This is a genomic window from Rhizobium gallicum bv. gallicum R602sp, assembly GCF_000816845.1.
Taxonomy (GTDB): domain Bacteria; phylum Pseudomonadota; class Alphaproteobacteria; order Rhizobiales; family Rhizobiaceae; genus Rhizobium; species Rhizobium gallicum.
Map to the genome: position 1 here is coordinate 189,478 of NZ_CP006878.1, position 14,271 is coordinate 203,748.

Sequence of the window (14,271 nt, forward strand, 5' to 3'; positions counted from 1 at the left end):
ATCTCCGTCATTAAGATGAAGGAGATCACACAATGACAACTGACCAGAATCTTGCGCTCTACACCAAGCTTTCCGGTTTCCGGCTCGTTGTCCGGGCGAACCGCTTCGGCTGCGATACCGACGTCTCGCGAAAGCTCCATGAGCGACTGCTCGAAGGGCTCGAGGCGGCTGCCGGTCGTATCCGGACCATCATGGCATTGGAGCAGAGCGTTCTCGCCGACGACGACGAATATGCCGCGTACCGGCTGGAAGGTGCGACCGAGATCTTCGGACGCTTCACCATCAATCTGCTGGATGAGCTCGACATCGATTTCGACACGCACGAATACCGCGTCAATGGCGGCGATTGGTGCATCGCGTTGACGGCGGACTATCGCGGCGTCGACATCGACTATCCTGAGCTGATTGCGCTCACCGACGACGAACTCGGCTCACTTGCGCCAATCATCAAGGATATCACGCGGGAAACCGGTATCGCGGTAAATGCCTCCCGTGTCAGCTACATCAGGTGCGGAGCATCATAACCGATCCTGCGGCGGGCTCGATCATCCGGAGGGCGGCGAGAGCGGCCCTTCGTTGATATGCCGCCGAGACCATCGCGATGATGGCGAGAACGACCAGTTGAGCCTCTTCCTTTCGACCTGCCGTCATCTCTCATCGGGGATGTTGCAGCCCGTTCGTCGGGACGCAACCTGCCGCCGCCAGAATTTTCCCCGCCGCGCTGCGGCTCCTCGCCGATCAAAATTCGGTCGCCGGCAGGTCCTCCACATCCGTTTCGGCCTTGTCAGGTGCATCCCTCCTTTCCGGTCTGCGCTCACACCCGCGATGACCGCAATCGACAAGGAGATCCATCATGTAACAGCTCGCTCAGTTCCTCGCCGCCACCGGCCGCCGGCTGCGCACCCTCGGCAAGGTGATCAGTCACTTCCTCCGCAAGGGCAAGCTCGGCCTGAAGCTCGCCATCAAGATCCCGTTCCTCGTCGAGATCGAGGTGTCCTTCGAGACCGATTGGAACCGGCGCCGATGAGGCATCTTGGCCCGCTTCGGCGGGCCTTTCTCAAGTCGCCACGGAGGCGCGCGGGCGGTAACCGCGTTTTCGCTTCTGTCGGAGCAGATCGAGAAACAGTTCGACAGCTTCCTCTTCCCGGCCGAAATGATGGACCATCATCTGACCCTTTGCGCCAATGCGACCCCACTTTCGCATCAGGCAGACATCCCCGAACAAGTTCGGCTCGATCGACATCGCATAGTAACGCGCCATGTTCTTTGCTGCATCCGTGCGTTCGACATAGAGATGGTAGGGTTGCGCGATCATGAGACCAGAATCGCCGATCGCGGGAATCGCGTCCAACGACACTTATGAATCGGTCGGCGCAGATCGATTCATAACGGTGATGACATGCGAACGGTCGTGACAAGCTTGGGCGAGACGCCTTCGGCGCACGGCTCTACTCGCTTACGCTCCCCGAACCCGCCGGGCGGTTTCGGCCTCCGGTAGCGATCCTCTCGCGGCTCCTCAGCCGCACCATCCGTGTCTTGCACCGTCCCAGCGCCTGGCGAGGCCCTCCTCAACAAGTGTGATGCCAAGCGATTGTCCTGATCGTGTTACGGTCCGGAGCTTGCGGCCATACTTGTCTTCGTCGCGCCAGCCGGCCGCCAGCGAGAAATTGCCGGCGTTCAACAGCGCCAGGAGGCGCGCCTTTGCCGCCTCGCCTTTGATCCGTTCCGCCTCACAGCGCGGCGGGCTGAGTTCAGGCGTGTCGATATCCGCGATGCGGATTTTCTGCCCCTGGAACCAGAACGTGTCGCCGTCGACGACGCAATTCACATGACGGCCATCGCCGCAGATTGAAAACGCGGCCGACGACGAGTCCCCTACCGGTGTCTTGGCCACGGCCCTCAGTCCGGGGAGGTTGCCGGCGCCGCTGAAGGCAAGCCAGCCTGCCGCAGCAACGACGATGGCTGAGATGACTGCCATCAGTGATTTGCGCGGACCGTTCTGTCCCGTTCGAGGTTTTCCCTGCGGGCTACGGCGATCGATCTTGCCGCCGGACTTCCGCGGCCTCCTGAACGGAACCACATTCGATTTCGTCACCGTCGGTCCTCTTCTGTCCGTCTCAACATAACTTGGTTCGGTTTCATCTGCGTTTACGAACAAGGTGCCCCATGCGGTGTGCGAGGCCCGGGGCGCAGTCGGTCCCGCCTCCCCTGCGGGCCACTATGTTGAGGCTCCTGCGGCTGCGCTATTTCCCGCTCTCGCACGACGAGAATTCCCGAAATCCCGCCCCTTGGGCGTCGCTATGCTGATTTCTCCGATACTCTTCATGATCCTTGATCGGCCTTGCTCGTTGCACTGCGCGCCGGCTCGATCGGTTGGGTTTCAGCCGTGTCGTCGAGCCTGTGAAACTTGTTCGTTCCGACGCACGCTTTCATATCGTCGCGCCGGAACCAGATCGCGCGACCGCATCGAAGCGGCGCGTTGCCAGCGGTGAAGACGATCTGCTCGTCGGTACGCATGCGAAGAACTTCATGGGGCTGGATCAACGGTCGCGCCGCCAGCTGTTTCGATCGCGTCCGCGAGGATCCCTTCGCCTGGAAACTGCGGCTGACCTGGTCGATCTCGACCGTCGTCATACCGCAGCGGCGCGAGATGTAGTCCGCTGTTTCCGGATCGTTGATCGCCGCGAAACTGATCCAGCTCGCGCTCTCGAACCATTTGCTGGCGGCGTCCCGGCCGCCGTAGGTTTCACGCATCTGGCCGATCGATTGGTAAATCATGGTGAGCGTGATGCCATACTTGCGGCCGGCATCGCGCGCGGTCTCAAGGATCCGCATGTAGCCGAGCCGCGCCACCTCATCGAGGAGGAAGAGCGCCCGGCCCTTCATCGAGCCATCACGATTGTAAATGCCGTTGAGAAACGAGCCGATGATGACGCGTGCGAGGCCGGCATGCGTCTCCAGCGTCTTGAGATCGATGTTGATGAACACGTCCGTGTTGCCATCGTCCAGATCGCTCGTCGAGAATGTCTTTCCGGAAACCAGCGCGGCATAGTTCGGGTATGACAGCCAATGGGTTTCTTTGATCGCATTGGCATAGACGCCGGAGAAGGTTTCGGGCGTCATGTTCACGAAGGCCGCGACATTCTCCTTCACGAAACTCGAGTCCGAATTGTCGTAGATCTCCTGCAGGCGTTGGCGCAGTTGCGGCTCCGGCTCGGAGAGATTGGCGCGAACCTGGCGCAGCGTCTGGTTTTCTTTCTCCGTATGGCCGGACAGGCAAACGTCGGCGATCATCGCCGTCAACAATTGCAATGCCGAAGCCCGGAAGAAATCATCGCGCACACCGCGCGTGCCGCCGCTATCGCTCATTATCCATGAGGCGACGGAGGCGATGTCCTCTTCCTTCGTCCCGCCGAACTTGCCGATCCAGTCGAGGGCATTGAAGCCTGTCTCAGGGCTTTTGGGGTTGAGGACGAACAGGTCACGGTTCGCGCTCGTCCGATGGGCTGAGACCATCGGCGCCACTTCGTTCGATGGGTCGAGGACGATCAGCGAGCCGCCCCATTTGAGCGCCGTCGGGATTGTCACCGATGTCGTTTTGAAGCCACCGGAGCCGGCAAAGACGATGCCGTGCGACGAACCGAAGGAGCCGTCGAAGCAGAGCAGCAGTGATTTACCGCCGGCGCCCCATGTTTCCGGCTCGTCGGCACGAAACGCGCGCGCCGCGGTGCTGTCCTTGTCGACACGATATCGCTCACCGATGACAATGCCGCCTGTATCCGAAAACAGGTTTGCCGCTTCCGGCAGCTTCATCCACTCGGCCTCGCCATGCAGCGCCCGCTTGCCGCGGACGCGCTTCGGCTCGGCGCTGGCGAATGCCGCATTGCCGGCCAACGCGACACGCAGAGCAAAGCATGAGGCCGCCGCCGCCGCCGCCGCTCCGATCAGAGTCGCGGGATCGAGAAAAGAGAGGATGGACTTGCCGGCCGGGATCTGTTCCGCGAGTGTCGACAGCCTGATTGCTTCACGAACGGTGGCGACAATCATCGTCGCGACACCGCCGGCAACGACGCCCCATCCTGCCGTCTTGATCCTGATTGCGCCGGCGCTCGCGAACAGGAAGACAATGCCGATGAGCGCCGCGGCGACATAGGGCAAGGCGATCCCGGTTCGGCCAAGTGTCTGCCGCGCGGCTTCCGTCTTTCCAAATCCGGAAAGCCAGTGCTCGATCCCGGTCAATCCGATCGTGAACAGGGACATCAGCGCGGCGGGTACGATAAAGAGCATGATCCTATTCATCGGCTTTCCCGAAGGCCTCCGCGCCGATCGCCATCAGTCGCGCTCGTTCCATCTCATCGACTTTGAGCCGTTGGCGCAAATCGATCAGCGCACCCAGTAGAAGCGCGCGTTTCTCGTATCGAAGACCCGCTTTGACGATCAGACCGCCAAGCTCGATCTTCTCCCGCGTCTCTTTCTTGCGGGCGTCGGATGTCGTCGTGCGCGCCATCCGCTCAAGCCTCAGCAGTCCCGCTCGCAGCCGCGCCAGCCGCGTCCTGCGTCGACGATGCGCTGCTTTCGCTGGCGTTGCCTCCCCTTTTCCCTCCGTTCGTCGCGGCCTTTCCTCTGCGAAACCGTTTGGCCAGATCCTCGAAGGCCGCCTGCAATTCTGCCTCGTCGATCTCGATCTCGCCAAGACCAGCCTTGAGGGCGATCCGGCCGATGCGCTCGGCCTCACGGGTCTCGGCGGCCTTGAGCTGCTCCTGGAGTTTGGCGATTTCGTCGCGGATCTTCGAGGCTGGCTTCTTCATTTCCTGATGTCTCCTTGATGAGAATGCGCGTGATACGGGGGCAGTCTTTCCGATCGGCGTGCGGAACGCACTAGGTGGATCATGCAATCGCCAGCGGCGATGCTTTGGTGAATGATCCCGGCCGTTCCGAAGGAGCGGATCCGAAGGGCGCAATTATACGTCGCTGACGCGACGCCCTTGCTTGAGGTCCCTGGCGGGCCTGCCGCTCCCGAAGAACTCGTTGATTTCGTTCGCAACCGGGAAGAATTCCGCCGTGGCCGTCCCCCATTTCTCCGTCAGCGTCGTCGCCCGTGGCTCCGGCCGCAGCGCCGTTCTGTCGGCGGCCTACCGGCATTGCGCCAAGATGGAGTTCGAACGCGAGGCACGCACGATCGACTACACCCGCAAGCAGGGATTGCTCCATGAGGAGTTCGTCATTCCCGCCGACGCGCCGGAATGGCTGCGCTCGATGATTGCCGATCGTTCGGTGTCCGGCGCTTCCGAGGCTTTCTGGAACAGGGTCGAAGATTTCGAGAAGCGCTCCGACGCGCAGCTCGCCAAGGATGTGACGATCGCCTTGCCGATCGAGTTGACCGCCGAGCAGAATATCGCGCTGGTGCGGGATTTCGTCGAGCAGCAAATCACGGCGACGGGCATGGTCGCCGATTGGGTCTACCATGACGCGCCCGGCAATCCGCATGTTCATTTGATGACGACGTTGCGGCCACTGACAGCTGACGGTTTTGGTGCCAAGAAGGTCGCGGTAACAGGACCGGACGGCAATCCGATCCGCAACGACGCCGGCAAGATCGTCTATGAGCTCTGGGCCGGAAGCATCGACGATTTCAACGTATTTCGCGACGGCTGGTTTGCCTGCCAGAATCGGCATCTGGCGCTTGCCGGTCTCGACATTCGCGTCGATGGCCGCTCCTTCGAAAAGCAAGGGATCGATCTCGAGCCGACCATCCATCTCGGCGTCGGCACGAAGGCGATCGAGCGAAAAGCCGATGGTGCCGCCCAGCCGATCGAGCTCGAACGCCTCGAGTTGCAGGACGCCAAGCGGAGCGAAAACGTCAGGCGCATCGACAGGAATCCCGAACTCGTCCTCGACCTGATCATGCGAGAGAAGAGCGTGTTTGACGAACGCGACGTGGCGAAGATCCTGCACCGCTACGTCGACGACGCGGTGCTGTTCCAAAGCCTCATGGTTCGGATCTTGCTCTGCCCCGAAACCTTCCGCATCGAGCGCGAGCGGCTCGACCTTGCCAGTGGTATCCGTGAGCCGGCCAAGTACACGACCCGCGACATGATCCGGCTCGAAGCCGAGATGGCCAATCGCGCCGTCTGGCTGTCTCAACGTTCGACACACGGCGTTCGCGAGGCAGTGTTGGCCGCGACATTTGCGCGTCATGAGCGTCTGTCGGACGAGCAGAAAACCGCGATCGAACATGTGGCGGGACCTGAGCGGATCGCCGCCGTGATCGGCCGCGCCGGCGCCGGCAAGACGACGATGATGAAGGCGGCGCGCGAGGCCTGGGAAGCGGCCGGCTATCGGGTCGTCGGCGCAGCACTTGCCGGCAAGGCGGCCGAGGGGCTGGAGAAGGAAGCGGGCATCATCTCTCGCACACTTGCGTCGTGGGAGCTCCGCTGGAACCAAGGCCGTGATCAGCTCGACGGCAAGACGGTGTTCGTTCTCGACGAGGCCGGCATGGTGTCGTCGCGGCAGATGGCGCTCTTCGTCGAAGCGGTGACGAAAGCCGGCGCCAAGCTCGTTCTCGTTGGCGATCCCGAACAGCTTCAGCCGATCGAGGCTGGGGCCGCCTTCCGCGCCATCGCCGATCGGATCGGCTATGCCGAACTCGAAACCATCTATCGCCAGCGCCAGCAATGGATGCGCGATGCTTCGCTTGATCTCGCGCGTGGCAAGGTCGGCAGCGCGGTCGATGCTTACCGCGCCAATGGCAGGGTGATTGGGTCGGACTTGAAGGCCGACGCGGTCGACAACCTCATCGCCGCCTGGGACCGCGATTATGATCCGGCGAAGACGTCTCTTATCCTCGCGCATCTGCGCCGCGACGTGCGCATGCTCAACCAGATGGCGCGCATCAAGCTTATCGAACGCGGGGTTCTCGATCAGGGAACCATGTTCAGGACTGCCGATGGCGAACGCAACTTCGCCGTCGGCGATCAGATTGTTTTTCTCAAGAACGAGGGATCGCTCGGCGTCAAGAACGGCATGCTGGCCAAGGTCGTCGAGACGGGACCAGGACGCATCACCGCGCGGATCGGCGAAGGGGAGGATGCCCGCCACGTGCTGGTCGAACAGCGCTTCTACAACAACCTCGACCACGGCTATGCCACGACCATCCACAAGAGCCAGGGGGCGACGGTCGACCAGGTCAAGGTGCTCGCTTCCCTTTCGCTCGATCGCCATCTCACCTATGTCGCCATGACCCGTCATCGTGAGGACCTGGCCGTCTATTACGGCCGCAGATCCTTTGCGAAGAACGGCGGGCTGATCCCGATCCTGTCGCGAAGCAATGCGAAGGAAACGACCCTCGATTACGAGAATAGCGCCTTCTACCGTCAGGCGCTCCGTTTTGCCGAGGCGCGTGGTCTGCATCTCGTCAACGTCGCCCGAACCCTGGTTCGCGACCGGCTGGAATGGGTCGTCAGCCAAAAGCAAAAACTTGCCAATCTCGGCGCCCGCCTTGCTGCCGTTGCCGGCAGGCTCGGCCTCATCCGCGGCGCCGCGCAGTACCTAACACAAAACAACACCAAGGAGCCAAAGCCGATGGTCTCGGGTATCACAGCCTTCGCCAAATCGGTTGACCAGGCGATCGAGGACAAGGTCGCCGTCGATCCCGGATTGAAGAAGCAATGGGAGGAGGTCTCGACCCGCTTCCACCTCGTCTACGCCCAGCCGGAAAGCGCATTCAAGGCCGTCAATGTCGACGCCATGCTGAAAGACGAGACCGTTGCGACATCCACGTTGGCCAAGCTCGGGTCGGAGCCCGAAAGCTTCGGCGCGCTGAAGGGCAAAACCGGGATCCTCGCCAGCCGCGCCGACAAGCAGGAGCGAGAAAAGGCACAAACGAATGCGCCGGCGCTGGCTCGTAACCTTGAGCGCTATCTGCGCCAGCGGGCGGAGGCGGAACGCAAGTTCGAGGTCGAAGAACGTGCCGTCCGTCTGAAAGTCTCGATCGATATTCCCGCACTGTCGCCAAACGCAAAACAGACATTGGAACGCGTTCGCGATGCGATCGACCAAAACGATCTGCCCGCCGGCCTCGAATATGCGCTCGCCGACAAAATGGTGAAGGCGGAACTGGAGGGTTTCGCCAAGGCGGTATCGGACCGTTTCGGCGAGCGGACCTTCCTGTCGCTTGCGGCGCAGGACCCCAGTGGACAGACCTTCAATGCCGTCACGTCGGGAATGACTGCCGGACAGAAGGCGGAGGTGCAATCGGCGTGGAATTCGATGCGGACGGTGCAGCAGCTCGCCGCGCATGAGCGCACGACCGAGGCGCTGAAGCAAGCGGAGACCCTGCGTCAGACGAAGAGCCAGGGGCTCTCGCTCAAATGAAGACATCCGTGTTTGCGTTTGGGACGCGACGCGCTCCAAGGGCGCATGCAGTCGTGCTCTTGGCCTTGGTGGCATCCATCGTTGGCGGCGGTGTTGCTTCCGCAATCGTCGGCGGTTTCCGCGTCAACCTGACACCGAGCGAACCCCTCGGCCTCTGGCGTATCGTGGCGCTCGATCGCCCGGCTGCTGCCGGAGACCTTGTCTTCATTTGCCCTCCGCAAACTGCGGTGATGATGGCGGCGAGAGAGCGTGGTTATCTCCGCTCCGGAACGTGCCCAGGCGGCATCGCGCCGCTCATCAAGTCGGTCGTCGCCGTTGCCGGGCAGCATGTCGAAATCGGCGCCGGCGTGACGATCGATGGGCGACCGGTCCCTTTGTCCGATCTGAATGACATCGCGAACGCGCCGGCCCCTTGCCGTCCGTTCGATCGAGATAATGAGATCGACCGCCTCGCCGATCACCTCCTGCATCGGCTGTTGGCTGGCTTCGGCGGTCAGTTGCTCAAGGCGGCGGAGCGCCGACATTGCAGTGTTGGAATGGATGGTCGCGACGCCACCAGTGTGGCCGGTATTCCAGGCCTTAAGCAAAGTGAGCGCAGCGCCGTCACGGACTTCGCCGACGACGATCCGGTCGGGACGCAGCCGCATCGTGCTCTTTAGGAGCCGCGCCATATCGACAGTATCGCTTGTGTGGAGAAGGACGGCGTTGTCGGCTGTGCATTGGATCTCTGCGGTATCCTCGAGGATGACGAGGCGGTCGTCCGGCGCCGACTTGACGATTTCGTTGATGACGGCGTTCGCAAGCGTCGTCTTGCCGGAGCCGGAGCCGCCGGAGATGATGATGTTGAGCCGAGACGAAATCGCGCTGCGGATCGTCAACGCCTGCTGCTTGCTCATCACGCCAGAGCGCACGTAATCCTCAAGGGGGATCAAGCGCGAGGCGCGACGGCGAATGGTGAACGCTGGCTTGGAGACCACCGGGGGCAACAGTCCTTCGAAGCGATGGCCACCGATCGGCAGTTCGCCGGAGACGATCGGCTGCTCGGTATCGACCTCGGATTGGAGCGCATGTGCCACCGTTCCAATCACCATTTCCGCCGCCGCGGACGACATTTCTCCGGCTGGTGCGACGCCATGGCCAAGCCGTTCGATGAACAGTTTGCCGTCCGGATTGAGCATGATTTCGACAACAGTCGAATCATCGAGCGCGACGCAGAGCTGATCGCCGAGCGCCTCCTGAAGCTTGCGGACGAGTCGAGGATGAGAGCGAAGCTGGTTCACGGTTTTCTCCTTATGCTGCCTGACCCAGCGGACCATTGAATTGCGAGCGATAGCTGGACGGGCGGAGCCTCAGAAATGTCTCCACGTTCGCCGGAAGGATCCCTGCGATGGCTGTAGTTACGCCGATACGGCTCGGGTCGCCAATGCGCTGAAGCGGCCAACCAACACGACCGAGAATGCGTTCGAACCGCAGGTCGGTCACGGTAACAATCTCGGTAATGGCGCTCACGAGGCACCACTCGATGATGCCCGCAAACATCGTCAGCGTTGCCTCATGCACCGATCCCGATCCCCTGCCCTCTTCAAGGGTCGTATCCACGCAGAAGCGGGAGCTCTCGATCATCGCAGGGTGTGCGTTCAGTCCGTCGCTCGGTAGCAGCGACGGAAAGATGTTCGTCACCATCGTCGGGCCAACGGCCGGCAGAAGCCGCGCGCAGCCGCTCACGTTGCCGAGGTCGGAGACGGCCAGGATGTAGGTGGGGTCAAGAGTATCGAAGCCGTCCGATTCCTCGCCATCTGCGACGTTGACCTCCCAGCCCAACCGCTCTGCGAAGACGCGAGCGCGTAGCTGGTGATGTTGCTGGATGAGCCGAGCTTCGTGAACATTCCGCGGTTTGTTGAGCGCGAAAACCTGCATGAATTTCTCCGTCGTCGTTGATCGGCGGAGAAGTCAGCATGGAACTGTATTGCGCGGTAGTTGGAGGATCCTGCAATGTTTTGCGAGTGAGTCGCACCGCAGTGGCCGCGGAGGAGGTCGCTTTGCGCCCAACGCGGCTAGTTAGGTTTGCAGGATTCACAGATAAACAGATCGAGAACATAGCCGAACGTCTGGCAGGTTAACGCCATGATTATTAACGAGGAATCGAGGGCTATCAATTTTTCCGACGCGGCGTTGTTAACCTTTCGTTAACCTAAAACCGCTTGCTCAAAATTCAGAATCGGCTCTAATGGTTAGTGGCGGAACTTTACCGGTTTCGCGAAAAATACCGCCACTTGCAGGAAATGGGTTTTGAGATGGCGAAGACCGCCGCAAAAACAGCGCCAGTCGTTGAAGGATTGACCGCACTGATGGAGCGTCACGCCGACGCCCTCTCCAGCCAACTTCAGGCGCATCATCTCAAGGTCTTTCCGCCGACGGCCGAAAAAGGCATTCGATCCTTTGCGCCGTCAGAGGTCTCAAAACTGCTCGGCATCGGTGAGTCTTATCTTAGGCAGACTGCTTCGGAAATGCCGGAGTTGCATGTGAGCATGAGCCCTGGCGGCCGACGCACCTTTACGATCGAAGATATTCATGCAATCCGCAAGCACCTGGACCAGATCGGCCGCGGGAACCGGCGCTACCTGCCCCACCGTCGGGAGGGCGAGCAGCTTCAAGTTATCTCGGTGATGAATTTCAAAGGCGGTTCGGGCAAGACGACGACAGCCGCGCATCTGGCGCAATATCTGGCGATGCGTGGCTATCGCGTTCTGGCCATCGATCTCGATCCCCAGGCAAGCCTTTCGGCGCTCTTCGGCAGTCAGCCAGAAACCGACGTCGGTCCGAATGAAACCCTTTATGGCGCCATCCGGTACGATGACGAGCAGGTTCCGATCGAGCAGGTTGTGCGAGGAACTTACATTCCGGACCTCCATCTCATTCCGGGCAATCTTGAACTGATGGAGTTCGAGCACGACACACCGCGCGCCCTGATGAACCGAAAGGAAGGCGACACGCTCTTTTACGGTCGGATCAGTCAAGTCATCGAGGACATCGCGGACAACTACGATGTCGTCGTCATCGATTGCCCTCCCCAGTTGGGCTATCTCACGCTTTCGGCATTGACCGCCGCGACGTCGATCCTGGTCACTGTCCATCCGCAGATGTTGGACGTGATGTCGATGAATCAGTTCCTGGCGATGACCTCGAATCTCCTGCGCGAAATCGAGAATGCGGGCGCTCAGTTCAAATTTAATTGGATGCGCTACCTCATCACGCGCTTTGAACCGAGCGACGGGCCCCAGAACCAGATGGTTGGCTACCTTCGTTCGATCTTCGGCGAAAATGTGCTCAACTTTCCGATGCTCAAGACAACTGCTGTTTCTGACGCTGGCCTGACAAACCAGACCCTCTTCGAGGTTGAGCGTGGCCAGTTTACGCGCTCGACCTATGATCGGGCCTTGGAAGCGATGAACGCCGTCAACGACGAGATCGAGACTCTGATCAAGAAGGCATGGGGTAGAACCACATGAGTCGGAAGCACCTCCTCGGCGTCTCCACAGACGCGCCCGACACCACATCAGCCGGTGACAACAGAGCGGCCAAGACTCGTTCTATGCCGCTTCTCGGCGTGGCGAGAAAAGAACGTGATCCTGCGACCAAGCTGACGGCAAATATCGGCAACGCATTGCGTGAGCAAAATGATCGTCTCGGCCGTGCCGAGGAGATTGAACGGCGACTCGCGGAAGGTCAGGCCGTCGTTGAACTGGACCCATCATCAATCGAGCCGTCGTTCGTCCAAGATCGTATGCAAGGTGATATCGACGGTCTCCTTGTGTCGATCCAGGAGCAAGGACAGCAGGTCCCGATCCTTGTGAGACCTCATCCGCAAAGAGGTGGCCGATACCAGGTTGCCTTCGGCCATCGCCGCCTGCGTGCCGTGTCCGAGCTAGGACTTCCGGTCAAGGCGGTCGTTCGCGACTTGACGGACGAGCAGTTGGTCGTGGCCCAGGGGCAGGAAAACAACGAGCGCGAGGACCTCACCTTTATTGAAAAGGCGCGTTTCGCCCATCAGCTGAATAAGCAGTTCTCGCGAGAAATCGTCATCGCTGCCATGTCGATCGACAAAAGCAATCTGTCGAAGATGCTCCTACTTGTCGACGCCCTCCCCTCTGAGCTGATCGACGCCATTGGGGCCGCCCCAGGAGTCGGTCGCCCCAGCTGGCAACAACTCGCCGAATTGGTCGAGAAAGCAGGGTCTCCAGCGGACGCCGTCAAATTTGCCAGCTCGGCAGAGGCTCAGACGCTGCCATCAGCAGACCGGTTCAAGGCGGTGATCGGACACCTGAAGCCGCGTCGTATTGCGCGCGGTTTGCCGGACGTCATGTCGACCCCAGATGGGGACAGACTTGCGCAGGTGACGCAGAGCAAGAGCAAGCTGGAGATCACGATCGACAGGAAGGCGACGCCTGAATTTGCCGCCTTTGTACTCGAACATTTGCCGGCGCTTTATCAAGAGCATCGTGCAAAGCATCAACAGAAACAGGGAGACTAATCCGCAAAAGAAAAGAGCCCCCTCAACGTTGCCGTCGTGGAAGCCCTTCTGTATCTTTAGCACGAACAGAATCGCATTTCCTCGAATCTTCGTCAAGAGTCTTTGGCACCGTTTTGGTGAGTGGATTTCTTTTGCCTGCAGAAAGGTGAAAGACGATGCAGACGGGAAGTGTAACGACGCCATTCGGGCGGCGGCCGATGACGCTTGCGCTCGTGCGGCGCCAGGCGGCCTTGGCGGAAATAAAGCAAGGCAAGACAGCGGACAAGTGGAAGGTCTTCAGAGATGCCTCCACGGCCATGGAACTGCTGGGAATTCAGTCCAATAGCCTCGCGGTTCTTGACGCACTGTTGAGTTTCTATCCCGAGAATGAGTTGCGCCAGGACGCGCAACTGATCGTCTTCCCCTCAAATGCTCAGCTTTCACTTCGCGCGCATGCAATGGCGGGCGCGACTTTACGCAGACACATCGCCATCCTGGTGGAGGCGGGTCTCGTCGTTCGGAAGGATAGCGCCAATGGCAAGCGCTACGCCCGTAAGAACGGTGGTGGCGAGATCGAGAGCGCCTTCGGCTTCGACTTGTCGCCGCTCCTTGCTCGGGCGGAAGAGTTGGCCGTGCTGGCGCAGCAAGTGACCGCCGATAGAGCGGCATTGAGGCGAGCCAAGGAAAGCCTGACCATTTGCCGACGCGATGTCCGTAAGCTCATCACTGCAGCAATGGAAGAGGGCGCCGATGGAGATTGGCAATCGGTCGAGGACGTCTACGTGGCGCTTGTAGGACGGATTCCGCGGGTTCCCACGCTCGCAGGCACCACGGCTATCCTCGATGAGATGCAGATGCTTCGGGAGGAAGTCCTCAATCGCTTGGGAATGCTCGAAGATTCTCAAAATAATAGCACCAATGATGCTCATAACGAGCAGCACATACAGAATTCAAAACCCGAATCCCACACTGAATCTGAACCTAGCTCTAGAACCGAGCAGGGGGCAAAGCCGAGTTCGAGCCACCAGCCGAGGAATGAACAGCGAGGGGCGTTTCCGTTGGGGTTAGTGCTCAAGGCTTGCCCGACGATCGTGGACTACGCGCCGGGCGGCGTGGGAAGCTGGCGAGATCTGATGTCCGCCGCGGTTGTAGTTCGATCTATGCTTGGGGTAAGCCCCTCCGCCTATCAGGATGCGTGCGAGGCGCTGGGGCCGGAGAATGCTGCGGTGGCGGTTGCGTGCATCCTTGAGAGGGCGAATTTCATCAACTCGGCCGGAGGTTATCTGCGTGATCTGACGCGGCGCAGTGAGCGTGGGGAATTCTCGCTTGGACCGATGATAATGGCATTGCTCAGAGCCAACGGGCAGGGGAATTTGAAAGCTGGATAG

At 60.5% G+C, this 14,271-nt stretch carries 11 protein-coding genes and 2 pseudogenes; 6 read left to right on the top strand and 7 right to left on the bottom strand.

Annotated features, from left to right (window positions below; all coding sequences use genetic code 11):
• The first annotated feature begins 32 nt into the window (after window positions 1-32).
• Complete coding sequence (locus RGR602_RS20950) at window positions 33-524, top strand: hypothetical protein (RefSeq protein ID WP_040114056.1); 492 nt, start codon at window positions 33-35, stop codon at window positions 522-524.
• A 533-nt stretch (window positions 525-1,057) separates the two neighbouring features.
• On the opposite strand, the gene RGR602_RS20955 is transcribed toward RGR602_RS20950, so the two are convergent.
• The 5 genes from RGR602_RS20955 to traC form a co-directional block, all read right to left on the bottom strand.
• Entirely contained in the window at window positions 1,058-1,315 is a 258-nt protein-coding gene (locus tag RGR602_RS20955; RefSeq protein ID WP_040114084.1) for a WGR domain-containing protein, read from the bottom strand.
• A 201-nt stretch (window positions 1,316-1,516) separates the two neighbouring features.
• On the bottom strand, window positions 1,517-2,095 hold the full coding sequence (locus RGR602_RS20960; RefSeq protein WP_040114057.1) for a thermonuclease family protein: 579 nt from the start codon (window positions 2,093-2,095) through the stop codon (window positions 1,517-1,519).
• Window positions 2,096-2,322: 227 nt separating this feature from the next.
• Window positions 2,323-4,299, bottom strand: a complete 1,977-nt coding sequence (gene traG, locus RGR602_RS20965; protein WP_040114058.1) for a Ti-type conjugative transfer system protein TraG — start codon at window positions 4,297-4,299, stop codon at window positions 2,323-2,325.
• On the bottom strand, window positions 4,292-4,507 hold the full coding sequence (gene traD / locus RGR602_RS20970; protein WP_040114059.1) for a type IV conjugative transfer system coupling protein TraD: 216 nt from the start codon (window positions 4,505-4,507) through the stop codon (window positions 4,292-4,294). The genes traG and traD overlap by 8 nt, the downstream gene beginning before the upstream one ends.
• Window positions 4,508-4,511: 4 nt before the next feature.
• Window positions 4,512-4,808 (bottom strand): conjugal transfer protein TraC, encoded by a 297-nt coding sequence (gene traC, locus RGR602_RS20975; RefSeq protein ID WP_040114060.1) that lies wholly within the window; start codon window positions 4,806-4,808, stop codon window positions 4,512-4,514.
• A 253-nt stretch (window positions 4,809-5,061) separates the two neighbouring features.
• Here traC and traA point away from each other — a divergent pair, with 253 nt between their 5' ends.
• Window positions 5,062-8,373: a Ti-type conjugative transfer relaxase TraA gene (gene traA / locus RGR602_RS20980; protein ID WP_040114085.1), complete on the top strand. Its 3,312-nt coding sequence runs from the start codon at window positions 5,062-5,064 to the stop codon at window positions 8,371-8,373.
• Window positions 8,370-8,759: pseudogene (locus RGR602_RS35975) on the top strand (S26 family signal peptidase); the annotation flags it as partial. The gene traA and the pseudogene RGR602_RS35975, both read left to right, overlap by 4 nt.
• On the opposite strand, the pseudogene trbB reads toward RGR602_RS35975, so the two are convergent.
• Both trbB and traI read right to left on the bottom strand, forming a co-directional pair.
• A pseudogene (gene trbB / locus RGR602_RS20985) lies at window positions 8,754-9,653 on the bottom strand (P-type conjugative transfer ATPase TrbB); the annotation flags it as partial. The pseudogenes RGR602_RS35975 and trbB overlap by 6 nt on opposite strands.
• A gap of 10 nt (window positions 9,654-9,663) precedes the next feature.
• Window positions 9,664-10,290: an acyl-homoserine-lactone synthase gene (gene traI / locus RGR602_RS20990; RefSeq protein ID WP_040114061.1), complete on the bottom strand. Its 627-nt coding sequence runs from the start codon at window positions 10,288-10,290 to the stop codon at window positions 9,664-9,666.
• Between the two features lie 377 nt (window positions 10,291-10,667).
• On the opposite strand from traI, the gene repA reads away from it, so the two are divergent.
• The 3 genes from repA to repC all read left to right on the top strand — a co-directional run bounded on the left by repA (window position 10,668) and on the right by repC (window position 14,271).
• The gene (gene repA / locus RGR602_RS20995) at window positions 10,668-11,882 is read left to right on the top strand and encodes a plasmid partitioning protein RepA (RefSeq protein ID WP_040114087.1); all 1,215 of its coding nucleotides are present in this window, start codon (window positions 10,668-10,670) and stop codon (window positions 11,880-11,882) included.
• Window positions 11,879-12,904 (top strand): plasmid partitioning protein RepB, encoded by a 1,026-nt coding sequence (gene repB / locus RGR602_RS21000; protein WP_040114062.1) that lies wholly within the window; start codon window positions 11,879-11,881, stop codon window positions 12,902-12,904. Before repA ends, repB begins: the two co-directional genes overlap by 4 nt.
• 155 nt (window positions 12,905-13,059) lie before the next feature.
• Window positions 13,060-14,271 (top strand): plasmid replication protein RepC, encoded by a 1,212-nt coding sequence (gene repC / locus RGR602_RS21005; RefSeq protein WP_040114063.1) that lies wholly within the window; start codon window positions 13,060-13,062, stop codon window positions 14,269-14,271.

What these genes read in the sequence shown, in the direction of transcription:
- RGR602_RS20950 (WP_040114056.1), top strand. Translation starts at nt 33, where the DNA reads ATGACAACTGACCAGAATCTTGCGCTCTACACCAAGCTTTCCGGTTTC.
- RGR602_RS20955 (WP_040114084.1), bottom strand. Translation starts at nt 1,315, where the DNA reads ATGATCGCGCAACCCTACCATCTCTATGTCGAACGCACGGATGCAGCA.
- traG (WP_040114058.1), bottom strand. Translation starts at nt 4,299, where the DNA reads ATGAATAGGATCATGCTCTTTATCGTACCCGCCGCGCTGATGTCCCTG.
- traD (WP_040114059.1), bottom strand. Translation starts at nt 4,507, where the DNA reads ATGGCGCGCACGACGACATCCGACGCCCGCAAGAAAGAGACGCGGGAG.
- traC (WP_040114060.1), bottom strand. Translation starts at nt 4,808, where the DNA reads ATGAAGAAGCCAGCCTCGAAGATCCGCGACGAAATCGCCAAACTCCAG.
- traI (WP_040114061.1), bottom strand. Translation starts at nt 10,290, where the DNA reads ATGCAGGTTTTCGCGCTCAACAAACCGCGGAATGTTCACGAAGCTCGG.
- repA (WP_040114087.1), top strand. Translation starts at nt 10,668, where the DNA reads ATGGCGAAGACCGCCGCAAAAACAGCGCCAGTCGTTGAAGGATTGACC.
- repB (WP_040114062.1), top strand. Translation starts at nt 11,879, where the DNA reads ATGAGTCGGAAGCACCTCCTCGGCGTCTCCACAGACGCGCCCGACACC.
- repC (WP_040114063.1), top strand. Translation starts at nt 13,060, where the DNA reads ATGCAGACGGGAAGTGTAACGACGCCATTCGGGCGGCGGCCGATGACG.